29 protein-coding genes are annotated in these 25,144 nt (G+C 42.8%); 11 read left to right on the top strand and 18 right to left on the bottom strand.

What is annotated here, in order from left to right:
• Position 1: 1 nt before the first annotated feature.
• Together sstT and D8847_RS01480 are read left to right on the top strand one after the other, a co-directional pair.
• Positions 2-1,213, top strand: coding sequence for a serine/threonine transporter SstT (gene sstT / locus D8847_RS01485; RefSeq protein ID WP_125840370.1), 1,212 nt, complete (start codon positions 2-4; stop codon positions 1,211-1,213).
• A gap of 49 nt (positions 1,214-1,262) precedes the next feature.
• Positions 1,263-2,216, top strand: coding sequence for an aromatic acid exporter family protein (locus D8847_RS01480; protein WP_125840369.1), 954 nt, complete (start codon positions 1,263-1,265; stop codon positions 2,214-2,216).
• Positions 2,217-2,414: 198 nt separating this feature from the next.
• Here D8847_RS01480 and D8847_RS01475 read toward each other — a convergent pair whose 3' ends face one another.
• Positions 2,415-3,959: a peptide chain release factor 3 gene (locus tag D8847_RS01475; protein WP_125840368.1), complete on the bottom strand. Its 1,545-nt coding sequence runs from the start codon at positions 3,957-3,959 to the stop codon at positions 2,415-2,417.
• Positions 3,960-4,102: 143 nt separating this feature from the next.
• Positions 4,103-4,795, bottom strand: a complete 693-nt coding sequence (locus D8847_RS01470) for a TIGR02206 family membrane protein (protein ID WP_125840367.1) — start codon at positions 4,793-4,795, stop codon at positions 4,103-4,105.
• Positions 4,796-4,960: 165 nt separating this feature from the next.
• On the opposite strand from D8847_RS01470, the gene gatC reads away from it, so the two are divergent.
• The 9 genes from gatC to nusB all read left to right on the top strand — a co-directional run bounded on the left by gatC (position 4,961) and on the right by nusB (position 12,285).
• Entirely contained in the window at positions 4,961-5,263 is a 303-nt protein-coding gene (gene gatC, locus D8847_RS01465; protein ID WP_125840366.1) for an Asp-tRNA(Asn)/Glu-tRNA(Gln) amidotransferase subunit GatC, read from the top strand.
• Positions 5,263-6,729, top strand: a complete 1,467-nt coding sequence (gene gatA / locus D8847_RS01460) for an Asp-tRNA(Asn)/Glu-tRNA(Gln) amidotransferase subunit GatA (protein ID WP_125840365.1) — start codon at positions 5,263-5,265, stop codon at positions 6,727-6,729. The genes gatC and gatA overlap by 1 nt, the downstream gene beginning before the upstream one ends.
• Complete coding sequence (gene gatB, locus D8847_RS01455) at positions 6,729-8,174, top strand: Asp-tRNA(Asn)/Glu-tRNA(Gln) amidotransferase subunit GatB (RefSeq protein WP_125840364.1); 1,446 nt, start codon at positions 6,729-6,731, stop codon at positions 8,172-8,174. Before gatA ends, gatB begins: the two co-directional genes overlap by 1 nt.
• A 57-nt stretch (positions 8,175-8,231) precedes the next feature.
• Positions 8,232-8,627, top strand: coding sequence for a hypothetical protein (locus D8847_RS01450; protein ID WP_001032000.1), 396 nt, complete (start codon positions 8,232-8,234; stop codon positions 8,625-8,627).
• 97 nt (positions 8,628-8,724) lie between these two features.
• Positions 8,725-9,681, top strand: a complete 957-nt coding sequence (locus tag D8847_RS01445) for a zinc-ribbon domain-containing transport protein (RefSeq protein WP_125840363.1) — start codon at positions 8,725-8,727, stop codon at positions 9,679-9,681.
• A gap of 8 nt (positions 9,682-9,689) precedes the next feature.
• The gene (locus D8847_RS01440) at positions 9,690-10,817 is read left to right on the top strand and encodes an SPFH domain-containing protein (RefSeq protein WP_070837915.1); all 1,128 of its coding nucleotides are present in this window, start codon (positions 9,690-9,692) and stop codon (positions 10,815-10,817) included.
• 81 nt (positions 10,818-10,898) lie between these two features.
• On the top strand, positions 10,899-11,459 hold the full coding sequence (gene efp / locus D8847_RS01435; RefSeq protein ID WP_000568642.1) for an elongation factor P: 561 nt from the start codon (positions 10,899-10,901) through the stop codon (positions 11,457-11,459).
• 21 nt (positions 11,460-11,480) lie between these two features.
• Positions 11,481-11,870 (top strand): Asp23/Gls24 family envelope stress response protein, encoded by a 390-nt coding sequence (locus D8847_RS01430; RefSeq protein WP_000510584.1) that lies wholly within the window; start codon positions 11,481-11,483, stop codon positions 11,868-11,870.
• Positions 11,863-12,285, top strand: a complete 423-nt coding sequence (nusB, locus tag D8847_RS01425) for a transcription antitermination factor NusB (RefSeq protein ID WP_000203659.1) — start codon at positions 11,863-11,865, stop codon at positions 12,283-12,285. The genes D8847_RS01430 and nusB overlap by 8 nt, the downstream gene beginning before the upstream one ends.
• A gap of 49 nt (positions 12,286-12,334) precedes the next feature.
• Here nusB and D8847_RS01420 read toward each other — a convergent pair whose 3' ends face one another.
• The 16 genes from D8847_RS01420 to D8847_RS01345 form a co-directional block, all read right to left on the bottom strand.
• A complete protein-coding gene (locus tag D8847_RS01420; RefSeq protein WP_125840362.1) occupies positions 12,335-13,060 on the bottom strand; it encodes a CPBP family intramembrane glutamic endopeptidase in 726 nt (241 codons plus the stop codon).
• Positions 13,061-13,086: 26 nt separating this feature from the next.
• Positions 13,087-13,362, bottom strand: coding sequence for a hypothetical protein (locus D8847_RS01415; protein WP_239827371.1), 276 nt, complete (start codon positions 13,360-13,362; stop codon positions 13,087-13,089).
• Between the two features lie 127 nt (positions 13,363-13,489).
• On the bottom strand, positions 13,490-14,191 hold the full coding sequence (locus D8847_RS01410; protein ID WP_125840361.1) for a CPBP family intramembrane glutamic endopeptidase: 702 nt from the start codon (positions 14,189-14,191) through the stop codon (positions 13,490-13,492).
• A 128-nt stretch (positions 14,192-14,319) separates the two neighbouring features.
• The gene (locus D8847_RS01405) at positions 14,320-15,087 is read right to left on the bottom strand and encodes an acetyl-CoA carboxylase carboxyl transferase subunit alpha (protein WP_125840360.1); all 768 of its coding nucleotides are present in this window, start codon (positions 15,085-15,087) and stop codon (positions 14,320-14,322) included.
• Positions 15,084-15,950: an acetyl-CoA carboxylase, carboxyltransferase subunit beta gene (accD, locus tag D8847_RS01400; RefSeq protein WP_125840359.1), complete on the bottom strand. Its 867-nt coding sequence runs from the start codon at positions 15,948-15,950 to the stop codon at positions 15,084-15,086. The genes D8847_RS01405 and accD overlap by 4 nt, the downstream gene beginning before the upstream one ends.
• Positions 15,951-15,985: 35 nt before the next feature.
• Positions 15,986-17,353, bottom strand: coding sequence for an acetyl-CoA carboxylase biotin carboxylase subunit (gene accC / locus D8847_RS01395; RefSeq protein WP_000488663.1), 1,368 nt, complete (start codon positions 17,351-17,353; stop codon positions 15,986-15,988).
• Between the two features lie 11 nt (positions 17,354-17,364).
• A complete protein-coding gene (gene fabZ / locus D8847_RS01390) occupies positions 17,365-17,787 on the bottom strand; it encodes a 3-hydroxyacyl-ACP dehydratase FabZ (RefSeq protein ID WP_125840358.1) in 423 nt (140 codons plus the stop codon).
• Positions 17,784-18,272, bottom strand: coding sequence for an acetyl-CoA carboxylase biotin carboxyl carrier protein (gene accB, locus D8847_RS01385; protein WP_125840357.1), 489 nt, complete (start codon positions 18,270-18,272; stop codon positions 17,784-17,786). The genes fabZ and accB overlap by 4 nt, the downstream gene beginning before the upstream one ends.
• Positions 18,273-19,505, bottom strand: a complete 1,233-nt coding sequence (gene fabF / locus D8847_RS01380) for a beta-ketoacyl-ACP synthase II (protein ID WP_125840356.1) — start codon at positions 19,503-19,505, stop codon at positions 18,273-18,275.
• A gap of 28 nt (positions 19,506-19,533) precedes the next feature.
• Positions 19,534-20,265, bottom strand: coding sequence for a 3-oxoacyl-[acyl-carrier-protein] reductase (gene fabG / locus D8847_RS01375; RefSeq protein WP_125840355.1), 732 nt, complete (start codon positions 20,263-20,265; stop codon positions 19,534-19,536).
• Positions 20,266-20,309: 44 nt separating this feature from the next.
• Positions 20,310-21,230 (bottom strand): ACP S-malonyltransferase, encoded by a 921-nt coding sequence (gene fabD / locus D8847_RS01370; RefSeq protein ID WP_125840354.1) that lies wholly within the window; start codon positions 21,228-21,230, stop codon positions 20,310-20,312.
• Positions 21,223-22,197 (bottom strand): enoyl-[acyl-carrier-protein] reductase FabK, encoded by a 975-nt coding sequence (gene fabK / locus D8847_RS01365; protein ID WP_125840353.1) that lies wholly within the window; start codon positions 22,195-22,197, stop codon positions 21,223-21,225. The genes fabD and fabK overlap by 8 nt, the downstream gene beginning before the upstream one ends.
• 117 nt (positions 22,198-22,314) lie before the next feature.
• The gene (locus tag D8847_RS01360) at positions 22,315-22,539 is read right to left on the bottom strand and encodes an acyl carrier protein (protein WP_000257840.1); all 225 of its coding nucleotides are present in this window, start codon (positions 22,537-22,539) and stop codon (positions 22,315-22,317) included.
• A gap of 56 nt (positions 22,540-22,595) precedes the next feature.
• Positions 22,596-23,570, bottom strand: a complete 975-nt coding sequence (locus tag D8847_RS01355; protein WP_125840352.1) for a beta-ketoacyl-ACP synthase III — start codon at positions 23,568-23,570, stop codon at positions 22,596-22,598.
• On the bottom strand, positions 23,570-24,004 hold the full coding sequence (locus D8847_RS01350) for a MarR family winged helix-turn-helix transcriptional regulator (protein WP_000386338.1): 435 nt from the start codon (positions 24,002-24,004) through the stop codon (positions 23,570-23,572). The genes D8847_RS01355 and D8847_RS01350 overlap by 1 nt, the downstream gene beginning before the upstream one ends.
• A gap of 90 nt (positions 24,005-24,094) precedes the next feature.
• Entirely contained in the window at positions 24,095-24,880 is a 786-nt protein-coding gene (locus tag D8847_RS01345; RefSeq protein WP_061415381.1) for an enoyl-CoA hydratase, read from the bottom strand.
• Between the last annotated feature and the right edge of the window lie 264 nt (positions 24,881-25,144).

Below are 25,144 nucleotides of genomic sequence, written 5' to 3'. Positions count from 1 at the left end.
TATGAAACGAATCATTAGAGCCTGGACCAAGGCAAGCCTCATCAAACGAATCCTCATTGGAATGATTTTTGGAGCTACATTGGGGATGCTCTTTCCAAACCTGACAGGAATTGGTTTGCTTGGAGACCTCTTTGTAGGCGGATTGAAAGCCATCGCTCCTATTTTGGTTTTTGCCCTTGTTGCCAATGCCCTTTCCCAACACCAAAAGGGGCAAAACACCAATATGAAGACGGTTATTTTCCTATACTTGCTTGGAACCTTTGCTGCTGCGTTGGTAGCCGTTCTAGCTAGTTTCTTACTGCCTGTGCAAATCACCCTGACCAGCGCGAATACAGAAGTTGCTGCTCCTGACGGTATCGGTCAAGTCCTCAGCAACCTCTTGCTCAAACTGGTGGACAATCCTCTAAATGCTATTGTCGAAGCCAACTATATCGGGATTCTCTCTTGGGCAGTCGTCTTTGGTCTGGCTATGAGAGAGGCAAGTAAACACAGTAAAGAATTGCTGAAAACCATGGCGGATGTCACCTCTAAAATCGTGGAATGGATTATCAATCTAGCTCCCTTTGGGATTTTAGGCTTGGTTTTCAAGACCATCTCTGACAAGGGCATTGCCAGTCTGGCTAACTACGGTGTCCTCCTAGGACTCTTGATTGCTACCATAGCTTTTGTTGCTCTCATCATCAACCCGCTCATCGCCTTTCTCTTTATGAGGAAAAATCCCTATCCCCTTGTTTTGAAATGCCTACGTGTCAGTGGTATTACAGCCTTTTTCACCCGTAGCTCTGCCGCCAATATCCCTGTCAATATGAAACTCTGCCAAGACTTGGGACTGAATCCTGACACCTACTCTGTCTCCATCCCGCTTGGTTCGACCATCAATATGGCTGGCGCTGCTGTTACCATAAATGTCCTGACCCTGGCTGCTGTCAATACACTCGGAATCTCGGTAGACTTTGGGACAGCATTTGTGCTCAGTGTCGTGGCTGCCATTTCTGCCTGCGGAGCCTCTGGAATCGCTGGGGGATCCCTTCTCCTCATTCCTGTCGCTTGTAGCCTCTTTGGGATTTCCAACGACTTGGCTATGCAGGTTGTCGGAGTCGGTTTTGTGATTGGGGTCGTTCAAGACTCCTGCGAAACAGCCCTGAACTCTTCAACAGATGTCCTCTTTACAGCGGTTGCCGAGTATGCTACAAACCGAAAAGTTCGTCCCTAGTCTCTGATTCCTAGTTAAACACTTGACTCTATTCGTTTAGGAAATTTTCATGTCTCTCACTCAACGTACGACCAAACTGATCTTAGCGACCTGTCTCGCTTGTTTACTCGCTTATTTTTTAGATTTATCATCAGCAGTTTCAGCTGGAATTATCGCTCTCTTAAGCCTCTCCGACACGCGCAGAAGCACGCTGAAATTAGCACGTAACCGCCTCTTTTCCATGATCCTAGCGCTCGCTATCGGTGTTCTAGCCTTTCAGCTGACGGGCTTTCACATCTGGAGTCTGGGCCTCTATCTGGCTCTCTATGTGCCTCTTGCTTACAAAATGGGCTGGGAAATCGGCATCACCCCTAGCAGTGTCTTGGTCGGTCATCTCTTGGTACAGGAGTCTACTTCTCCAGAGCTCTTGCTTAATGAAGTACTCCTCTTCCTCATCGGAACAAGCTTTGCCCTATTGGTCAACCTTTATATGCCCTCTCGTGAGAAAGCCATCCAAAGCTATCACCTTCAGGTCGAAGAAAAGTTAAAAGACATCCTGCTTCGTTTTAAATACTATCTTTCGAGGGGAGACGGACGCAATCAAGCCCAACTCGTTGACCAATTAGACAAGCTCCTCGATGAAGCTCTCAAACTGGTCTACCTGGATCACTCGGATCACCTCTTTCACCAGACGGACTACCACATCCACTACTTTGAGATGAGGCAGCGACAAAGTCGCATCCTGCGAAATATGGCCCAGCAGATTAATACCTGCCATCTGGCCGCAAGTGAGAGTTTGATCTTGGCCCAGCTCTTTTCTAAAATTGCTGCCCAGCTAAGTCAGACCAATCCTGCTCATGACCTACTTGATGACATCGAACGCTATCTGCAAGTCTTCCGCAATCGGAGTCTCCCTAAAACACGTGAGGAGTTTGAAACCCGTGCTACCCTCCTGCAGCTACTACGCGAAGCCGAAACTTTTATCCAGGTCAAGGTCGATTTTTACCAGAAATATGCAAACTAGAAAAACCTCAGAAGAATTCATGTAACATGATTTCTCTGGGGTTTTAATTTACCTTTGACTTCAATTACCTTTACTATATGAAAAAATCCATGAATCGATAATATTCGTGGATTTTTCCTAGTGAAGCGTTTAGGTAAGCTGCCATAGCAGTTACCGTCAAATGACAGCAACTTTATGTTGCTAGTCATTTGTAACGATTTACATCTTCTCTTCCAACTCTACGTCTGGATACTTGTCCGCAAACCAGCGAAGGGCAAAGTCATTTTCAAAGAGGAAGACTGGTTGGTCGAAACGGTCCTTGGCCAAGATATTGCGGCTTGAGGACATGCGCTCGTCCAAGTCCTCAGGCTTGATCCAACGAACGGTCTTCTTACCCATTGGGCTCATGACCACTTCTGCATTGTACTCGCCTTCCATGCGGTGCTTAAAGACTTCAAACTGGAGTTGTCCGACAGCTCCTAGTATGTACTCACCAGTTTGGTAATTCTTGTAAAGCTGAATGGCTCCTTCTTGCACCAGTTGCTCAATCCCCTTGTGGAAGGATTTTTGTTTCATGACGTTCTTAGCAGAAACTTTCATGAAAATCTCAGGTGTAAAGGTTGGCAGTGGTTCAAATTCAAACTTATTTTTTCCAACGGTCAAGGTATCTCCAACTTGATAGGTACCCGTATCATAAACCCCGATAATATCTCCTGCTACAGCGTTGGTCACATTCTCACGACTTTCCGCCATAAACTGGGTAACATTCGACAGCTTAGCTCCCTTACCAGTACGAGGAAGGTTAACACTCATACCACGCTCAAATTCACCCGAAACGATACGGACAAAGGCGATGCGGTCACGGTGTCGAGGGTCCATGTTGGCTTGGATTTTAAAGACAAATCCTGAGAAATCCTTGTCATAAGGATCCACAATTTCGCCGTCTGTTTTCTTGTGCCCATGTGGCTCTGGAGCAAACTTGAGGAAGGTCTCAAGGAAGGTCTGAACCCCAAAGTTAGTAAGAGCTGAACCAAAGAAGACCGGAGTCAGTTCTCCTGCAAGAATAGCTTCTTCTGAAAATTCATTTCCTGCTTCTTGCAAAAGTTCGATATCGTCCTTAACCTGAGCGTAGAAAGGATTGCTTCCAAAAAGCTTATCCCCATCTTCTAGACTGGCAAAGCGTTCATCCCCTTTATAAAGCTCCAAACGTTGGTTATAGAGGTCATACAATCCTTCAAAAGCTTTCCCCATCCCGATTGGCCAGTTCATTGGATAGCTGGCAATCCCCAATACTTCTTCTAGCTCTTGCAAGAGGTCCAGTGGCTCACGGCCATCACGGTCTAGCTTGTTCATAAAGGTAAAGACTGGAATGCCACGGTGCTTCACAACCTCAAACAATTTCTTGGTTTGGGCCTCGATACCCTTAGCAGAGTCCACGACCATGACCGCAGCATCCACCGCCATCAAGGTCCGATAGGTGTCTTCTGAGAAATCCTCGTGCCCTGGAGTGTCTAGGATGTTCACGCGCTTACCATCATAGTCAAACTGCATAACAGATGACGTGACCGAAATCCCACGTTGTTTCTCGATATCCATCCAGTCAGACTTGGCAAAAGTCCCTGTTTTCTTCCCTTTTACAGTACCAGCCTCACGAATCTCGCCCCCAAAGTAGAGCAACTGCTCAGTAATGGTTGTTTTCCCCGCGTCCGGGTGAGAAATAATGGCAAAGGTACGGCGTTTCTTGATTTCTTCTTGAATAGTCATAAGTTCTCTTTCTTTGATTTTCTATTTTTGGTTGTTTCAGTAGCTAAGAATGATTTTTACATTGGATTTTACTATTCCTTTCAACTCTCCATTATATCGGATTTTGGGGAGTTTTTCAATTGCTCATCCGATGAAAAGGCAAGCTAGAGTATAGATTTCACCTGATTTCTCTTTTTCCACCGTTTCTTGAACAAGATATCAAAGAGAAGCAAAGCTAGAGAAAGAATAACCGACACAAGGAGGTACTTTAGCCATAGAGAAGCATTCGAGATAAATGGTGTATCTCTTAAAAGGCCATAATTTCCACCAGTTACTATATTAACCCCAACTAGAAAGAGATTGAGAACGAAAGTATAGACTACAATCATATATTTCTTTAGTAGGCTCTTGTCATAGTGATTTATCAAGTAAATCAAGGAATTCACTAGAAGGGCATAGTGCCCAATCAAAAATGAAAAACTGGTGATATGGGGAAAATCATAGGGGTCAAAAACGGGGTAAACCAAAGCAAAGACCGCTCCACTTGCTCCTAAGAGGGCAAAATATTGCTTGCTCCGCCATTTATCGGGCAAGAGAACCACCGCAAACATAGCCAAACGGCAATGGTAAAATGGAAGGCTGTTAGAAAATGGAATCCCAAAACCAACATACCAACTATATAGGGCAAGTAACTGGAGAATCTGAATCCCCTTAAACAAGCGGACAAATTTCGGATTTTTGTGATAAGCAAGTGCTCCATAAATACAAAGCACTAAAGTAAGCATCATGATCCCATACCAAAAGAGGGAAATGGGAGGAGGAACCGTTTGAGATCTGGTGATAAATTGATGGAACATATTTCTATCCTAACTCTTATTTTTTCTATTCTCTAGTTTAACCATTATAGCGAATTAAAAGCGATTTTTCAATTTCTATTTCTTTTCAGTTTGGCTCCCTTATTTATAGGAAAATATGGTAAAATAGAACAGACTAAAAATCATCATTTCACGAAAGGATGCAAGATGAAAATTACGCAAGAAGAGGTAACACACGTTGCCGATCTTTCAAAATTAAGATTCTCTGAAGAAGAAACTGCTGCCTTTGCGACAACCTTGTCTAAGATTGTTGACATGGTTGAATTGTTAGGCGAAGTCGACACAACTGGTGTCGCACCTACTACGACCATGGCTGACCGCAAGACCGTACTCCGCCCGGATGTGGCTGAAGAAGGAACAGACCGTGACCGCTTGTTTAAAAACGTACCTGAAAAAGAAAACTACTATATCAAGGTACCAGCTATCCTAGATGATGGAGGAGATGCCTAATGACTTTTAATAACAAAACGATTGAAGACTTGCACAACCTCCTTGTCTCTAAGGAGATTTCAGCAACTGAATTGACCCAAGCCACGCTTGAAGATATCAAGTCTCGCGAGAAAGCTATCAATGCTTTTGTCACTATCGCTGAAGAACAAGCCCTTGCTCAAGCTAAAGCCATTGATGAAGCTGGAATTGACGCGGATAATGTCCTTTCAGGAATTCCACTGGCTGTTAAGGATAATATTTCTACTGACGGCATCCTCACAACTGCTGCCTCAAAAATGCTCTACAACTACGAGCCTATCTTTGATGCGACAGCCATTGCCAATGCAAAATCTAAGGGCATGATTGTGGTCGGAAAAACCAACATGGACGAGTTTGCCATGGGTGGATCAGGTGAAACTTCCCACTATGGTGCCACTAAAAATGCTTGGGACCACAGCAAGGTTCCTGGTGGTTCATCAAGCGGTTCTGCCGCAGCTGTAGCTTCTGGGCAAGTCCGCTTGTCTCTTGGTTCTGATACTGGTGGTTCCATCCGCCAACCTGCCGCCTTCAACGGGATTGTTGGTCTCAAACCAACCTACGGAACGGTTTCTCGTTTCGGTCTCATTGCCTTCGGTAGCTCATTAGACCAGATTGGACCTTTTGCACCAACTGTTAAAGAAAATGCCCTCTTGCTCAATGCGATTGCCAGCGAAGATGCTAAAGACTCTACTTCTGCCCCTGTCCGCATTGCCGACTTTACTTCAAAAATCGGCCAAGACATCAAGGGCATGAAAATTACTTTGCCTAAGGAATACCTTGGTGAAGGGATTGACCCAGAGGTTAAGGAAACAATCTTGAACGCGGCCAAACACTTTGAAAAGCTTGGTGCTATCGTCGAAGAAGTCAGCCTTCCTCACTCAAAATACGGTGTTGCCGTTTACTACATTATCGCTTCATCAGAAGCCTCCTCAAACTTGCAACGTTTTGACGGTATTCGTTACGGCTACCGCGCAGAGGATGCGACTAATCTTGATGAAATCTATGTAAACAGCCGTAGCCAAGGTTTCGGTGAAGAAGTGAAACGCCGTATCATGCTAGGTACTTTCAGCCTTTCATCAGGTTACTATGATGCCTACTACAAGAAAGCTGGTCAGGTCCGTACCCTTATTATTCAAGATTTTGAAAAAGTCTTTGCGGATTATGACTTGATTTTGGGTCCAACTGCTCCAAGCGTTGCCTATGACTTGGATTCCCTCAACCATGACCCAGTTGCCATGTACTTGGCTGACCTCTTGACCATCCCAGTCAACTTAGCTGGTCTTCCAGGAATTTCGATTCCTGCTGGATTTGCTCAAGGTCTACCAGTCGGTCTCCAATTGATCGGTCCTAAATACTCTGAGGAGACCATTTACCAAGCTGCTGCTGCCTTTGAAGCAACAACAGACTACCACAAACAACAACCCGTGATTTTTGGAGGTGATAACTAATGAACTTTGAAACAGTCATTGGACTTGAAGTCCACGTAGAGCTCAACACCAATTCAAAAATCTTCTCACCTACTTCTGCCCACTTTGGAAATGACCAAAATGCCAACACCAACGTGATTGACTGGTCTTTCCCGGGAGTACTTCCGGTTCTCAATAAAGGGGTTGTCGATGCTGGTATCAAGGCTGCTCTTGCCCTCAACATGGACATCCACAAAAAGATGCACTTTGACCGCAAGAACTACTTCTATCCCGACAATCCCAAAGCCTACCAAATTTCTCAGTTTGATGAACCTATCGGCTACAACGGCTGGATTGAAGTGGAGCTAGAAGACGGTACGACCAAGAAAATCGGTATCGAGCGCGCTCACTTGGAAGAAGATGCTGGTAAAAACACCCACGGTACAGATGGCTACTCTTATGTTGACCTCAACCGCCAAGGGGTGCCATTGATTGAGATTGTTTCTGAAGCTGACATGCGCTCGCCAGAAGAAGCCTATGCTTATCTAACTGCCCTCAAGGAAGTCATCCAGTACGCTGGTATTTCTGACGTTAAGATGGAAGAAGGTTCGATGCGTGTGGATGCTAACATCTCCCTTCGCCCTTATGGTCAAGAAAAATTCGGTACCAAGACTGAGTTGAAAAACCTCAACTCCTTCTCAAATGTCCGCAAAGGTCTTGAATACGAAGTCCAACGCCAAGCTGAAATCCTTCGCTCAGGTGGTCAAATTCGCCAAGAAACACGTCGTTACGATGAAGCTAACAAGGCAACCATCCTCATGCGTGTCAAAGAAGGTGCTGCAGACTACCGCTACTTCCCAGAACCAGACCTACCACTCTTTGAAATCTCAGACGAGTGGATTGAGGAAATGCGAACAGAATTGCCAGAGTTTCCAAAAGAACGCCGTGCGCGCTACGTATCTGATCTTGGCTTGTCAGACTACGATGCTAGCCAGTTGACTGCAAACAAAGTCACTTCTAACTTCTTTGAAAAAGCTGTTGCCCTCGGTGGCGATGCCAAACAAGTTTCTAACTGGCTCCAAGGTGAAGTCGCTCAATTCTTGAACGCCGAAGGTAAAACACTGGAACAAATCGAATTGACACCAGAAAACTTGGTAGAAATGATTGCCATCATCGAAGACGGCACGATCTCTTCCAAGATTGCCAAGAAAGTCTTTGTCCACCTGGCTAAAAATGGCGGTGGCGCGCGTGAATACGTGGAAAAAGCAGGCTTGGTGCAAATCTCTGATCCAGATGTCTTGATCCCAATCATCCACCAAGTCTTTGCGGATAACGAAGCTGCCGTTGCCGACTTCAAGTCAGGCAAACGCAACGCAGACAAGGCCTTCACAGGATTCCTTATGAAGGCAACCAAAGGGCAAGCCAATCCACAAGTTGCCCTTAAACTCCTTGCACAGGAATTGGCCAAGTTGAAAGAAAGTGAGTAATTTACTCTTTAAACACTTTTTTATACTTTTAAAACGAGAATGAGACAAGGGGAATGAATGAACAAATTTTTACGATTGCTATTTGTCTTAGTCATCATCGCTATGTTAGGCGCTTCTATACTACAAATTTTCTTTCCATCGTACATGGGAAGCCACTCCGGGTACGGAATATCTGCTGGTTGGCAACGAGAAATTGGAATATGGAATTTAGCTGTATTGATTATTATTCTCGCTGTCAATATTAAATACGATTGGTTCTACCTACGAATCGCACTTCTTGCTCTCATTATTGGCGGAATTGGAATAGGAACAAATCACTTACTCAATTATATGGAGTATCACTCTCCTGTAAATGCTATCGGTGCTTTTGAAAATTACTTGCTAGCAATAGGGTGGATTGTGGGATGGCTCATCGAGCGCCATTCCATAAAGAAGCTAAATGCTAGTAAATAACGCCTAGTATATCTTAGATTATTTTAAAGGTTATTAATAGTTTAATAATCATTCGAATTCAGAATTCTACCTTTTCAATCATATAGTTAAGAGACGCATGAAAAAGTTTTACGCTCTTTTAATGACCTGTTTATTACTTGTTTTTCTATCCGTGCCTCAAATCGTTGATGCGGGTGTCGGACATTCCAGAAGTGGAGGGAGTAGCCGCAGTAGCTCCAGAAGTAGCAGCCGCTCAAGTGGAGGTGGAAGTCGTTCTGGTGGCTCATCCTACCACTACTACCGCTCTGGATATGGATCATCCTCTGACAGTTCTGCTAGCTCTCCCTATCTAGGATTTATGTTCATATTAGTCGGAGGAATCATACTAGTTGTTATCGTCAAATCCTTGCAGAATAAGTCTGGAGATTCGAATTCAACCTACACTAGTAATGATTATCAGACGCTCCATCGTCGAGTTGAACACAACACACTGGCCATTAGTCGTGTGAAATATGGGGATCCAAACTTTGACGCGGAAGCCTTCACATCTTGGGTTAAGGAAGTCTACCTTAAATTGCAGGTTGCCTGGACTGAAAAAAATTGGAACTCTGTCCGCGCTTTGGAAAGTACCAGTCTCTACTCTCAACACAGTACCCAACTTGAGGACCATATTCGAGCTAAAACAACCAATGTTTTAGAGAAAGTTTGTATCGAAAATGTTCGCATCAAGGAGTTCATTGAAAATCCTGACGGAAACGATACCTTAGTGGTGATTCTATCATCAATTTTACGTGACTATGTCATTGACGATGAGACTCGCCGTGTCCTTGAAGGAGACCCTAAAAAAGATCTCTTCACCGTGTATCAATTGAACTTTATCCGTCAACACGGTAGCCAAACGCAAGTAGTCAATCCAGACGAAGTTGTGAGCGACCACTGTCCAAACTGTGGCGCCCCATTGAAAATCTCTGCAGTTAGCGAGTGCGACTACTGTGGTGCCAATCTCTCTCGCAGTCCAAACCAATGGGTACTGGATACCTATGATGTTGTGGATGAAGACGAGCTTTATAATTAGGAGGAATTATGGGATTTATACGTGCAGCCTTATCAGCAGGCTTAAATAGTTTTAATGATAGTAAATTCAAGGAAGCCATTGTCCTTCCAGATAATGTCTCTGGCGACGCCTTGGCCGTCAAGGGACAATTACTCACTAAAGACCCAGATGGACGTTCTCGTCACAGCAATCAAAATACAGGCCTCTTATCAGATGGCAGTGTGGTTATCGTTCCCCAAGGCTATACCGCTGTTTTGGTAAACAATGGTACCTTCCTTGGTGAAGTCCTCGAAGCTGGTAGCCACGAATGGCAAGCTGGTGATAACGCCTGGCTCCTTGAAAAAGGTGGTTTAAAAGGCACTTGGGAAAACTTTAAAAACCGTTTCTCTTTTGGTGGACAAGTCATCACCCAACAAGAAATTATCTTTATCCGCATGCAACCTATTGCAGGTAATAAGTTCGGCACACAAAATGCGGTCGAATACTTCAGCGAGCGTTACCAACAGCTGCTTAACATCCGTTTCTATGGCTTGTTTGATGTAAAAATAGCAGATCCAGTCCTCTTCTACGTGAGTTCTGTTAGCCGTCAAATTACTGACGGACAGCCATTTACTCTCCAAGATGTAGCTCAAGGAACGCTCCGTCAAAATATCGCACCAAAAATCGCGATTGCCATTGCCAAATACACCAACGAAAACAAGGTTGATATCTATAGCCTCAATGCCAATCAAGACACCTTTAACGAACTCGCTAAACAAGAGGTTAACAAGGTTTGGACAGGTCTCTACGGGATTGAAGCAACTAACATCTTGCTTGAAGACCTCAGCTACGACCAAGAAAGTCTTGATATCGTTCGCAAGCTTGATAGTGAGCTCGTGGCAATGAAGTACAACACGATTGAAATCGAAGAACGCCGTGCTCGAAACGAAGCGCTTATTGCTGCTGCTGCCAACGAAGGAAATGGCAATGGGATGAACATGTTTATGGGCATGAATCTTGGCCAAACTCTAGGTGGTCAACTAAGTCAACAAGTCCAAAATCAAGCACCGGCTCAAAATGCTGGGCAAGCTACTAGCAAGAATTTTTATATCGAAGTCGATGGAAAATACGTCCTCGTCACCAAAGACGAAGATGGCAATATCGTACCAGTCAACTAATTAAGATCCTTTTGACATTTGAGTAATGTTGTCTTTTATGGTACAATAAAGAGTAAATTATTTTATTAAAGAGGTAAAAACATGATTGAAGCAAGTAAATTAAAGGCTGGTATGACCTTTGAAACAGCTGACGGAAAATTGATCCGCGTTTTGGAAGCTAGCCACCACAAACCAGGTAAAGGAAACACAATCATGCGTATGAAATTGCGTGATGTCCGTACTGGTTCTACATTTGACACAAGCTACCGTCCAGAGGAAAAATTTGAACAAGCCATCATCGAGACTGTCCCAGCTCAATACTTGTACAAAATGGATGACACAGCCTACTTCATGAATACAGAAACTTACGACCAATACGAAATCCCTGTAGTCAACGTTGAAAACGAGTTGCTTTACATCCTTGAAAACTCAGAAGTGAAGATCCAATTCTACGGAACTGAAGTGATTGGTGTTACCGTTCCTACTACTGTCGAATTGACAGTTGCAGAAACTCAACCATCTATCAAAGGTGCTACTGTTACAGGTTCTGGTAAACCAGCAACGATGGAAACTGGACTTGTCGTAAACGTTCCAGACTTCATCGAAGCAGGACAAAAACTCGTTATCAACACTGCAGAAGGAACTTACGTTTCTCGTGCCTAATCTCTAGAAAGAGGTCATTCTATGGGAATTGAAGAACAACTTGGCGAAATCGTTATCGCCCCACGTGTACTTGAAAAAATCATTGCTATTGCTACTGCAAAAGTAGAGGGTGTTCACTCTTTTTCAAACAAATCAGTATCTGACACCCTTTCAAAACTTTCTCTCGGCCGTGGTGTTTATCTAAAAAACGTGGACGAAGAACTCACAGCAGATATCTATCTCTACCTTGAGTACGGAGTAAAAGTTCCTAAGGTAGCTGTTGCTATCCAGAAAGCTGTTAAAGATGCCGTTCGTAATATGGCTGATGTAGAACTCGCTGCTATCAATATTCACGTTGCAGGTATCGTTCCAGATAAAACACCAAAACCAGAATTGAAAGATCTATTTGACGAGGACTTCCTCAATGACTAGTCCACTATTAGAATCTAGACGCCAACTCCGTAAATGCGCTTTTCAAGCTCTCATGAGCCTTGAATTCGGTACGGATGTCGAAACTGCTTGTCGTTTCGCCTATACTCATGATCGTGAAGATACGGATGTGCAACTTCCAGCCTTTTTGACAGAGCTAGTTTCTGGTGTTCAGGCTAAAAAGGAAGAACTGGACAAGCAAATCACACAGCATTTAAAAGCAGGTTGGACCATCGAGCGTTTAACACTCGTGGAGAGAAACCTCCTTCGCTTGGGAGTCTTTGAAATCACTTCATTCGACACCCCACAGTTGGTTGCTGTTAATGAAGCTATCGAGCTTGCAAAGGACTTCTCAGATCAAAAATCTGCCCGTTTTATCAACGGACTGCTCAGCCAGTTTGTAACAGAAGAACAGTAAACAAAAAAAGTGTTTGACAATTATCAAACACTTTTTTCTTTGCCTCCTACTATCTAAAAAAATGATAATAGACATAATTATAAACAAAAATCCAGATGGGTTTTGCATAAATGAGAAAATTGAAAAAACTATGGCACAGGATGGTGATTTTTAGGTTCTTTGTCCAACGGTAGACAAGGGCATAGAAAAGACCGCCTAAACTATAAATAATCAAACTGATAGGATCTCGATGAGTTAGTATCAAATGACTAAGTCCAAAGATAAGAGCAGATAGGATAACATCCAGATAGTACTTGGACTGGGGAAAGAAGGTATTCATAAAGTACCCTCTATGAATCAGTTCCTCTAATATAGGTCCGACGATTACTGTTAAACTAAAACTGAGAACAGTTGATAGAAAAGTTGGTTGCCCATTGGAGTATAGAATCGAAAGAAGGTCTTGAAAGATATACTTGTTATCAATTAGGTGATGAAACTGTAACTGAAAAGCATCCACCAATTGACGATCAAAATAAGTAGCCACTAGACCAACTACAAGGTAAAAGAATCTTGACTTCTTTGAACCCTTTTTTTCAAAAATATAGAGCATCTCTTTCTTTTTTAGCCAGTAGATAAATAATAGCAAAAGAGCTATTACTTCAACTGTTAAAAAGATAGAATAGCCATCTATCCCCCATCCTAAAAAATTAGTTAGATGCATAATCCCTAACTCTGGTAGGTAAATCGATAGAAATACCAGTGATGTATAGACTCCCAAATGCCCTAGTTTTTTCATACTTACCCCTTTAAATTATTAGACTATTAAGGTATAATTCCGTTACCATAACCAGTCATTCTATTACGTATTGTACTCCATTCTGTCGCCAAACTATATGCATATGGCGAAGCCCAATGTCTATCATAAACTAACCAAATCATGCCACCACCTGAAACTTGCTCTAAGTCCTCAGATGAAAGAACTGTAAATGTTTCTGTACCTGTCCTATCAAGTAGCTCCTTAAAATAAATTTTTGTCAGCTTACATCTACAGTATATATCTTTTTTATCTATTTTATAGTCCATCTCCTCAACTGTCAATTTTTCATCCTAAATGGTAGCTCTACTCATTGAGAAATAAGAAATTGATAAAAGAGATTTCTCCATCTTCCCATTAAATTAGAAAAAGTGTTTGACAATTATCAAACACTTTTTTCTTTACTTCCTACTATCTAAAAATCAAATAATAGATATAAAATAAGAGCGACGGAGCATAAGGAATCGCATTATAGAAACTATGACAAACAATGGTAAATCGAAGACTACCCGTAACTCGATAAGCAACTGCAAATAGAAGACCAAGAATACTATAAATGATGAGACTGATGGGGTCACGATGAGATAGAACCAAGTGACTGAGCCCAAAGATGAAAGAAGACAAGATCACATCCAAATAAAACTCCGACTTCGGAAAGAAGGTATTCATAAAATAACCTCTATAGATTGTCTCCTCAACAACAGGTACAATCGAAATGTTAAAGATTAAAAATATAAGACTTGATAGAGTCGTTTCTCGTCCGTTTAAGTAAAGTTCCGAAAGAAGGTCTTGGAAAATAAAACTATGGTCAATCAATCGAATATTCTGCATTCTAAATCCATTTAAAAAAGAATAGATAAGAAAGCAAGCCACTAAGAAAGCAAGATAAGACCAGCGCCAACCCTTTTTGTCGAAGATAAAGAGCATCTTCTTCTTTTTCAACCACAAAACGAATAAAAAGAAAATAAGCAACACTTCTCCAACTAGGAAGATTATATAGCTGTCCATTCCTAAACCGAAGGTCCTAGCTAGAGTTATAGCTCCTAATGGCGTTAAATAAATGTACAGGAACATTAAAACTATACAGATTCCTAAATGTATTGTCTTTTTCATTCTTTCTCTCCTAAAGGTAAACTCTCTATTAGGGCAATATAGAGGATAGACCATTGATTGTTTTTCTTATTTATCCATGCGCTAGTATCAAAATAGCTAGAACACATAGTTCTAGCTTTTAAATTTTCTTAGTATTTTCTAAAGCGTTGGTAACGTTCTTCAATAAGTTGGTCGAGCGGTAGTTCTTGCAACCTATCTAGTTCTGCACGCAATCCATTTTTAACGCATCCTAGTAGTTCTTTACTTGACAGCCCTGCTTCTGAGATTACTTTATCTACGATTCCCATTTCTAGAAGTTCATGTGAAGTGATTTTCATCAACTCCGCCGCTTCCATAGCACGACTTCCATCCTTCCAAAGGATAGAGGCAAAGCCTTCAGGGCTAAGTACTGCGTAGATTGAGTTTTCTAACATCCAGACACGGTTAGCTACGGCTAGAGCTAGGGCCCCACCAGACCCACCTTCACCGATAATAATCGCGATGATTGGAACCTTAAGGTCACTCATTTCCATCAGGTTTCGGGCAATTGCTTCACCTTGTCCACGTTCCTCGGCTCCAACACCTGGGTAAGCACCCGCCGTATTGATAAAGGTCACAACTGGACGACCAAACTTTTCTGCCTGTTTCATCAGGCGCAAGGCCTTACGATATCCTTCTGGATGTGGTTGCCCGAAATTCCGTTTGAGGTTATCATGAAGACTTTTTCCCTTTTGGATACCAACGACAGTTACTACTTGGTCACCTAACCAACCAATTCCACCGATGACCGCACCATCATCACGAAAAGAGCGGTCTCCATGCAATTCGATAAACTCATCAAAGATTCCATTGGCAAAATCAAGTGCGGTCAAACGACTCTGCTCGCGTGCCTCTCTGACTATTTTTGCAATATTCATCCGCGACTTCCTCCATGCAATCTCACTAATTTAGCAATTGTTTCAGGCAATTCTCTCCGTTTGACAATTGCATCCACAAATCCATGTTCAAGCAAAAATTCTGCCTTTTGGAAATCATCCGGTAAGGTCTCTCGAACTGTATTTTCAATAACACGGCGCCCAGCAAAACCAACCAAACTCTGTGGCTCCGCTAGGATAATATCACCTTCCATAGCAAAAGAAGCGGTCACCCCACCTGTTGTCGGATCAGTTAAAATGGTTAGGTAAAAAAGTCCTGCCTTGGAATGACGTTGAACTGCTGCAGAAATTTTAGCCATCTGCATCAAGCTCATGATTCCTTCTTGCATACGGGCTCCACCAGAAGCTGTAAAGAGAACGACTGGCAAGTTTTCTACCGTTGCATACTCAAACAAGCGCGTGATTTTTTCACCCACAACGGTTCCCATAGAAGCCATGATAAAGTTAGAATCCATGATCCCAAGGGCAACTTTTTGCCCCTTAATGCTAGCTGTACCAGTCAGGACAGCTTCATCCAGTCCTGTTTTTTCACGCATGCTAGCCAGTTTTTTCTGGTAACCAGGAAAGTTCAAGGGATCTTGAGTTTCAATTCCTGTAAACATCTCCACAAAGCTATCAGAATCAACTGTTAGAGCCAAGCGCTCTTGGGCTGAAATACGGAAAGTATAGCTACAATGGGGACAAATGCGCTCACTCCCAAGGTCCTTTTGATAAATAGTGTGTTTACATCCAGGACACTTGGAGAAGAGTTCATCCGGAACCTCAGGCTTGGCTTGTGGTGCCTGCCTTACGGAACGGTTAGGATTGATCCGAATATACTTATCCTTTTTACTAAATAGAGCCATAACTCCCCCTTTTAGTTCTCATACTGTTTGAAAGTCTATTCTTTTTCTTGGTATTTTGGCAAGAAAGTTTCCATCAAGAAGGAAGTATCGTAGTCACCAGCGATAACTCGGCGGTCTGAAATCAGATCCAACTGGAAGTCTGCATTGGTTTGCACCCCTTCAATGTCAAGTTCATAAAGTGCCCGTTGCATCTTCATAAGAGCATCAAAACGATTCTCCCCATGAACAATGATTTTGGCAATCATACTATCATAGTAAGGAGGGATGGTATAACCTGGATAAACTGCTGAGTCCACGCGCAAGCCAACTCCACCACTTGGTAGATAGAGATTGGTAATTTTCCCTGGGCTTGGAGCAAAGTTAAATGCTGGATTTTCTGCATTGATCCGGCACTCGATAGCATGACCTCGTAGGACGATATCTTCTTGTTTGAAAGGTAAAGGTTGACCGGCAGCAATGCGAATCTGTTCCTTCACGATATCAACACCTGAAACAAACTCTGTGACTGGGTGTTCCACTTGCACACGAGTATTCATTTCCATAAAGTAGAAATTACCACTCGCTTCATCGAGAAGAAATTCAATCGTCCCTGCATTTTCATAGCCAACAGACTCTGCTGCACGAACGGCTGCAGCACCAATTTCATGACGAAGGGTTTTGCCAATTGCAATGGATGGGCTTTCTTCTAAGACCTTTTGGTTATTCCGTTGGAGTGAACAGTCCCGTTCACCAAGATGGACGACATGACCCTCTTGGTCCGCAAGGATCTGAACTTCGATATGGCGAGCTGGATAAATCACACGCTCAAGATACATTGCGCCATTTCCAAAGTTGGCCTTGGCTTCACTGGATGCTGTCTCAAAGGCTGCGACCAAGTCTTCTGCCTTTTCAACCTTACGAATCCCTTTTCCACCACCACCTGCCGATGCCTTAAGCATGACTGGATAGCCAATTTTTTCTGCAACTGCAAGTGCCTCTTCAGCTGTGTGAACTTCACCATCAGACCCTGGGATAACTGGAACCCCAGCCTTGATCATTTGCTCACGTGCATTGATCTTATCTCCCATGGTATCCATTACAGCCCCAGAAGGACCGATAAACTTAATCCCCACTTCATCACACATCGTTGCAAACTTGGAGTTTTCGCTAAGAAAACCAAAACCTGGGTGGATGGCTTCTGCTTCTGTCAAGACTGCAGCAGATAAAATCGCATTGATATTGAGATAAGACTCTGTCGCCTTACCAGGTCCGATACAGATAGCTTCATCCGCTAGAAGTGTGTGAAGAGCTTCCTTATCAGCAGTTGAATAGACTGCCACGGTTGCAATGCCCAATTCACGCGCAGCTCGAATAATGCGAACCGCAATCTCACCACGGTTGGCAATCAAAATTTTACGAAACATGGAGAACCTCCTTAGTTTCCAATTGCAAAGGTAAGAGTACCACTCGCTGCAAGCTTACCATCTACTTCAGCCTTTGCTTCAACCACAGCAATCGTACCACGACGTTTGACAAAAGTAGCCGTCATGACTAATTGGTCACCTGGTGCAACTTGCTTCTTGAACTTAACCTTGTCCATGCCAGCATAGAAGACCAGTTTCCCTTTATTTTCAGGTTTGGACAATTCCAAGACACCAGCAGTCTGAGCCAAGGCTTCCATGATAAGAACACCTGGCATGACTGGGTATTGAGGAAAATGACCATTGAAGAAAGGTTCGTTGATGGTCACATTTTTAATGGCAACAATGGTATCCTCGCTCACTTCCAAGACACGGTCCACTAGGAGCATGGGGTAGCGATGGGGTAGAGCTTCTTTGATTCCTTGAATATCGATCATTTGATACGTACCAATCCTTTACCGAACTCAACCATTTCTTCATTTGAAACGAGAATTTCTGTCACCACACCATCTTTAGGTGCAGGGATTTCATTCATGACTTTCATGGCTTCAATGATCACCAAAGTCTGACCTTTTTTAACACTGTCTCCAACTGTGACAAAGGCAGGTTTATCTGGTCCAGCGGCCAAGTAAGCCACCCCTACAAGTGGGCTCTCAACAACATCACCCTCCGGAGCAACCGTCGTTTCAGCTGGTGCTGGAGCTTCTTCCACAGAACTCTCTACTGGAGTTGAAGGGGCAGAAACTACTGGACTTGCAGCTACTGCAGTTGGCACTGGAGCAACTTGAGCTGGTGCTTCAGAAGTCATTCTTGCTTCATTCTTACTGAACTGCAATTCGTCCGCTCCATTTTTATAAGAAAATTCACGCAGGCTTGATTGGTCAAACTGAGCCATCAAGTCTTTAATTTCATTGATATTCATCTAGCCCTCCCAACGTTTGAAAGCAAGAACCGCATTGTGTCCACCAAAACCAAAGGTATTTGAAATAGCATAAGGGATTTCTTGCTCCAAGCCTTGTCCATAAACGACATTCGCTTCGATATAATCTGACAACTCACTTGTCCCAGCTGTCATTGGTACAAAGTTATGACGCATGGCTTCAATTGTAGCGATGGCTTCTACTGCCCCTGCAGCACCAAGCAAGTGTCCTGTAAAGGACTTGGTTGAAGATACAGGTACTTCTTTACCAAGGACAGCTACGATCGCACCACTTTCTCCTTTTTCATTTGCAGGAGTTGAAGTTCCGTGGGCATTGACGTAAGCCACTTGCTCTGGAGAAATTTCTGCTTCTTCCAAAGCCAGTTTAATCGCCTTAATCGCACCTTGACCTTCTGGATGAGGTGAAGTCATATGGTAAGCATCACAGGTATTACCATAACCAACTACCTCAGCCAAGATAGTTGCACCACGTTTTTCAGCATGTTCAAGGCTTTCAAGAACCAACATTCCTGAACCTTCTCCCATCACAAAACCATTACGGTCTTTGTCAAATGGGATAGAAGCACGAGTTGGATCCTCTGTAGTTGATAGGGCAGTCAATGCTTGGAAACCAGCGATGGCAAAAGGAGTGATAGATGATTCTGATCCACCTACTAACATGACATCTTGGAAACTAAACTTGATGGAACGGAAGGCATCGCCAATAGCATCATTTGATGAGGCACAGGCTGTATTGATTGATTTACAGACACCGTTTGCTCCAAAGCGCATGGCAACATTTCCTGAAGCCATATTTGGCAAGGCTTTTGGAAGTGTCAATGGCTTAACACGTTTTGGGCCTTTTTCATGAAGACGGATAACTTGGTCTTCGATTTCTTTAATTCCCCCAATACCTGAGGCAACGATGACACCAAAACGATCTTTATCAATTGCTTCTACATCAAGATTAGCATTTGTCACCGCTTCTTGAGCTGCGTACAAAGCATACAAAGAATAGTTATCAAAACGGTTGGTATCTTTTTTGACAAAGTATTTATCAAATGGGAAATCTTGAACTTCTGCCGCATTGTGCACAGCAAATTCGCTGTGATCAAACTTAGTGATTTCTCCGATCCCGATTTTCCCAGTTTGCAAACTGTTCCAAAATTCTTCTGGAGTATTTCCGATAGGAGAGGTCAATCCATAACCTGTTACTACAACTCGATTTAGTTTCATCTGTCTTACCTATATCTTTCCTTATTTTTTACATGCTAAGTCCGCCATCAACAGCGAGAACTTGTCCTGTCAAATAATCCTGTCCAGCCAGGAACACTGTAGCATCTGCGATATGTTCTGCTTGTCCAAAACGCTTCATTGGGATTTGGACCAATGTCGCTTCCTTGACCTTATCAGACAAAACAGCAGTCATATCTGACTCGATCATCCCTGGTGCAAGAGCATTTACGCGCACATTCCGATTGGCAACTTCACGTGCTACTGACTTGGTAAACCCAATCAAACCTGCTTTAGAAGCTGCATAGTTGGCTTGCCCGATGTTTCCCATCAGACCAACCACACTAGACATGTTGATAATCGCACCTTCACGCGCCTTGATCATCTGTTTCAAGACTGCTTGCGTCATGTTGAAGGCACCTGTCAAGTTGATCTTAATCACTTTTTCAAAGTCTTCTTCGGTCATCTTGAGCATGAGCGTATCTTGAGTGATCCCAGCATTGTTGACCAAGACATCGACAGAACCGAGTTCTGCAATCGCTTGATCTACCATACGCTTGGCATCTGCAAAGTCTGAAACATCACCTGAGATCGGTACTACTTTGACACCGTAGTTTGAAAACTCAGCCAGCAATTCTTCTGAGATTGCTCCCCGACTATTCAAAACTACATTCGCACCTAGTTTGGCAAATTTGTGAGCAATGGCAAGTCCGATACCACGACTTGAACCTGTAACAAAGATATTTTTATTTTTTAGTTGCATTCTATTCTCCTGTTTCCTGTTGTATTTTCTGGGAGAAGGGGTCACTAGTTTCCTAGCAAAGCATCCAAGCTTGTTTGATCTTCAATATTAGCTAGCTGAGCAGTTTTATCGATTTTTTTGACAAATCCTGATAGGACTTTTCCAGGGCCGATTTCAATAAAGTTGGTCATCCCAGCATCCTGCATCACAGCAATACTTTCATAAAAACGAACAGGTTCTTTGACCTGACGCGTCAAAAGCTCTTGGATTCGATCTTTTTCCATAACAGCAGCTTCCGTATTGCCGACTAGTGGGCAAGTAAAGTCAGAGAAACTCACTCCCTCAAGAGCTCCAGCTAGTTGCTGACTGGCTGGCTCTAAAAGTGCTGTATGGAAAGGACCCGATACATTTAAAGGAATCAATCGTTTTGCTCCTGCTTCCTGCAAGAGTTGGACTGCGCGGTCAACCGCAGCCACCTCACCACCGATAACGACTTGGCTTGGAGTGTTGTAGTTGGCTGGAGTCACTACTCCAACTTTAGAGGCTGTTTCACAAGCTTCCTCAATCACTTCAACTGGAGTATTAAGAACGGCAACCATCTTTCCAGAGCCTGCTGGTGCAGCCTCTTCCATATAAGCACCACGCTTAGCAACCAAGGCAACTGCATCCTCAAAGTCCAAGGCACCACTTGCTACAAGAGCCGAATATTCTCCGAGGGACAGTCCTGCAACCATGTCTGGCTGATAGCCTTTTTCTTTCAATAATCGGTAAATAGCAACGGATGTAGCTAGAATAGCTGGTTGCGTGTAACGAGTCTGATTTAACTTTGCTTCATCATTGTCAATCAGGTCACGAAGGTCATAACCCAAAACCTGGCTAGCTTGGTCAATTGTTTCCTTGACGATAGGGTAGCGATCATAGAGATCACGTCCCATTCCTAAATACTGAGCACCTTGGCCCGCAAATAGAAAGGCTGTTTTAGTCATTTCTTGTAACTCCTGCCCAACGAGCAGCTTCTTCTTGAATTTTTTCAGCTGCACCGTAGTAGATATCTTCTAAGATTTCTTCAACAGTTTCTTCTTTAGAAATCAAACCTGCAATCTGGCCGGCCATCACTGAACCGCCATCCACATCACCATGGACAACAGCTTTAGCTAAAGCTCCTGCACCCATTTGCTCAAAGATTTCTAAATCTGGATTTTCTTGTTTAAAGGCATCCTTTTCAGCCTGCTCAAAATCACGAGTCAACTGGTTTTTAATGGCACGAACTGCATGTCCAAAATGTTGTGCTGAAATCGTTGTATCAATATCACGAGCTTTTAAAATTTTAGCTTTATAATTTGGATGAGCATTAGACTCTTTGGCGACTACAAAACGAGTTCCTACTTGAACGGCTTCTGCGCCAAGCATAAACCCAGCTGCTGCCCCTTCACCATCTGCAATACCACCAGCAGCAATAACTGGAATTGAAACAGCTGCAGCAACTTGGCGAACCAAGGTCATCGTTGTTAATTTACCAATGTGTCCACCAGCTTCCATACCTTCTGCAATGACGGCATCTGCACCAATTTTTTCCATGCGTTTTGCCAAAGCAACACTAGGAACAACAGGAATCACTGTAATTCCTGCATCATGGAAACGGTTCATGTATTTACTTGGATTTCCAGCACCAGTTGTAACCACCTTAACCCCTTCTTCAATCACGAGATCAACGATGTCTTCTACAAAAGGTGACAAGAGCATGATGTTGACACCAAAAGGTTTATCCGTAAGTGATTTGATTTTATCGATATTAGCCTTTACGACCTCTTTAGGTGCATTTCCACCACCGATGATCCCCAAACCACCAGCTTTTGATACCGAACCAGCCAAGTCACCATCAGCAACCCAGGCCATTCCTCCTTGAAAAATAGGATAATCAATGTTCAATAATTCTGTAATACGTGTTTTCATAGTGCCTCCATCATTCCTTGCTTACGTAATAGTTCGATAAGTTTATCATTTGAATTTCAAACTATTACCTAAACAAGAGGGAGTGGGTCTCCCCTACTCCTTCTAGTAATATGCTAATTATTTTGTTTGCTCTTCAACGTAGGCAACCAAGTCACCAACTGTTTTCAAGTTATCTTCTGCTTCGATTTGGATATCAAAAGCATCTTCAATTTCAGAGATTACTTGGAACAAGTCCAATGAATCTGCATCCAAATCATCAAAAGTAGATTCAAGTGTTACTTCTGATGCGTCTTTCCCAAGTTCTTCAACGATAATTTCTTGTACTTTTTCAAATACTGCCATGATAGGACTCCTTTAAAATATAAAATTTTATAACTATGTGTTTACCACATGATTACCTAGATTGTAAGAATGAGTGTGCCCCATGTCAAACCTCCACCGAAGCCTGATAGGAGAATCGTCTGGCTACCATCTAAACGAATCATGCCATTCTCCACACACTCTGAGAGCAAAATCGGGATACTTGCTGCACTGGTATTTCCATACTCCATCATATTGGCAGGAAGCTTATCTCGGTCTACACCGATCTTCTTAGCCATCTTATCCAAAATGCGGATATTTGCCTGATGAAGCAAGAGATAATCCAAGTCCGATGCTGCGATTGGACCATTTTCGATGGTCTCTTTGATCGATCTAGCAACATCACGATTTGCAAAATCAAAAACTGCTCGTCCATCCATCTTCAGAAAAGCAGGAACTGCTTCTTGATCTGAGAAGGGCGAAGCCAAAGCCGTTTGACCATAGGTCAAACACTCGCTCCGAGAGCCATCCGTATAGAGACTTTCCACAAGGAAGTGACGTGTTTCGCTCACTTCCAAGAGAACCCCACCAGCACCATCCCCAAAGAGAACAGCTGTCGAACGATCTGACCAATCAACTGCCTTGGATAAGGTTTCAGCCCCGATAACAATTCCTTTCTTGAACTGTCCAGAACTTAAAAACTTTTCTGCAGTTGAGAGAGCAAATACAAAGCCACTGCAAGCTGCTGTCAGATCAAAGGCGAAAGCTCTATGCGCTCCGATATTCGCCTGAACTCGAGCTGCCGTAGAAGGCATCATCGAATCTGGCGTAATTGTCGCTACAATGATAAAATCAATCTGATCCGCTGTTAAGCTCCCTTTAGCCAACAAGCTCTTAGCTACTTCTGTCGCCAAATCACTTGTAGACTCTGTTTTTGAAATATGTCTCTGTTTAATTCCTGTCCGACTTGAAATCCACTCATCGCTTGTATCCATGATTTGAGCCAAGTCATGATTAGTGACCACTTGCTCTGGAACATAATGAGCAACTTGGCTTATTTTAGCAAAGGCCATTATTTCAAATCCTCCAAAAATTGATAAAGGTTCGTCAAGCCTCTGCCCATGACTTCTTTTTCCTCAGGGCTCATGCCATCGATGATTTTTTCGACCATAGCCTTGTGGAATCGTTTATGAAGACGGTGAACCAAACGACCTTGCTTTGTCAAATGCAGATAGACCACTCGACGGTCTTGGTCAGAACGAATACGCTCAATATAACCTTTTCTCTCCAGGTTATTCAAACTCGTCGTCACTGTCCCAAGAGTTACCATCAGTTCTTTTGAAACCTTACTTGGCGTTGCCTCCGGGAACTTCCCAATCACATCAATCGTGTGCATTTCTTTGATGGAGATGTCTTTGAATCGACTACCTCGTAAGCTAACCTCCTCAATCACAAGGACGTTATTAAAAATAGATGTTAGATAATCATTTACTTGTTGGTAGTCCAAATCGTTTCCCTCCCCCTCAAAAAGCTTTTACAATCAAAACATTTGATAAAAGAAGTATAACAAACTTCAAAAAATTGTGCAAGTATTTTTTTACATTCCTGTAAATTTCGGTCTTCTTCTTTCAGAATGTGCTCGGACCCCTTCTTTAAAATCTTCAGTTAAAGATAAAGATTTTTGCAGTTTCAATTCCAATTCGGCATAATCTTGCCAATCTTTAAATTGACTTTCCCAAACCAATTTTTTAATCGCTGCGTATGAGTTTGCTGAACCTCTTCTTAATTTTTTCAGAACTTGTTCTCTTGTTTTTTCTAATTTGTCAACTTCACAAACACGGTATACCACGCCCCATTCCAGTGCTTTTTCTGCGGTCAAGGCTTCCCCTGTCATGGCAAGTTGTGCAGCTCGTGTTACCCCGATGCTACGACTCAAAAGATGAATCCCACCAGCGTCTGGCGCCAAGCCAACTCCGACAAAGGCTTGAATGAATTTTGCCTTGTCAGTCGCCAAACAAAAATCAACTGCTACTGCCATATTTGCTGCGGCACCAGCAACCGCTCCATCTACCTCCATCAAAACAGGTTTTGGAATTTGCTTGATTTTAAAAGAAATTGTATTGACTAATTCTGCAATCTTATTCAAAGAAGGGATATCATCTTCGTCTACTGCTCGTTTCATCTCAACCAAGTCTCCCCCAACTGAAAAGACCTTCCCATTAGCATTAATCAAGATGAACTGCACAGCTTGATCCTGCTCTGCTAGGGTCAAAGCTTCTAAAATCTCCTCACACATTGGGATATGAAAACCATTTGCCACTTCGGGACGATTCAAAGTAATGATAGCCAGATCATCTACGATCTGATATAAGATATGATTCATAGCTTCTCCTTTTCTTTTATAAGGCAATGAAATTGTTTTATCATCAAAGTATACCTTTTTTTGGATAAAGAGGCAAGGAAAAACTAAAGAAAAGTGTCTCAGCTGATTATTTACCCATCATTTATGAGTGTGAGTAAAATTTGACTCTCTTACTTTTAAACTGTTATCGCTTTTCAGAATAAGTTAGTGTTTTCTTCTATTATAATAGGAAGTTATTTTCTTCATTGAAAAATGCCCCTCTTTCTGCTATAATCGTATAAAATA

The sequence above is a fragment of the Streptococcus mitis genome, from assembly GCF_003942795.1.
Classification (GTDB): Bacteria; Bacillota; Bacilli; order Lactobacillales; family Streptococcaceae; genus Streptococcus; species Streptococcus mitis_BJ.
This window is presented reverse-complemented; position numbering and strand designations above follow the sequence as displayed.